This is a genomic window from Psychrobacter sp. TB20-MNA-CIBAN-0197, assembly GCF_040309765.1.
In the GTDB taxonomy this organism is placed as follows: Bacteria; Pseudomonadota; Gammaproteobacteria; order Pseudomonadales; family Moraxellaceae; genus Psychrobacter; species Psychrobacter submarinus.
In genome coordinates, this window is record NZ_JBEOPC010001280.1 from 1 (window position 1) to 241 (window position 241).

Sequence of the window (241 nt, forward strand, 5' to 3'; positions counted from 1 at the left end):
TGCTGAGAAACGAAAAGCGCGTTTCGCTGCGCATCGCACTCAACTCGTCAGCAGTGAAAGGTTTGACGGGCATCGACTCGGACGCCAGATAGAAATGTTCATCTGCCGCATCGACATCGTCGGGCAGCTCTTCAAGGGCTGACTCATAGTCTTCATCACTCTGCCGCGCCGCCCTGCGGCTTTTACCCGGTACAACGGCGGCGTCCGGCGATGCGCTGAAATCCTCCAGCGAGTACCAGTG

The 241-nt window shown here is 58.1% G+C and carries 1 protein-coding gene; it reads right to left on the reverse strand.

The features are described 5' to 3' along the window. Positions 1–241 (reverse strand): hypothetical protein (locus AAEY83_RS18090; RefSeq protein ID WP_351061463.1); only part of this gene is annotated, 241 nt, incomplete at both ends.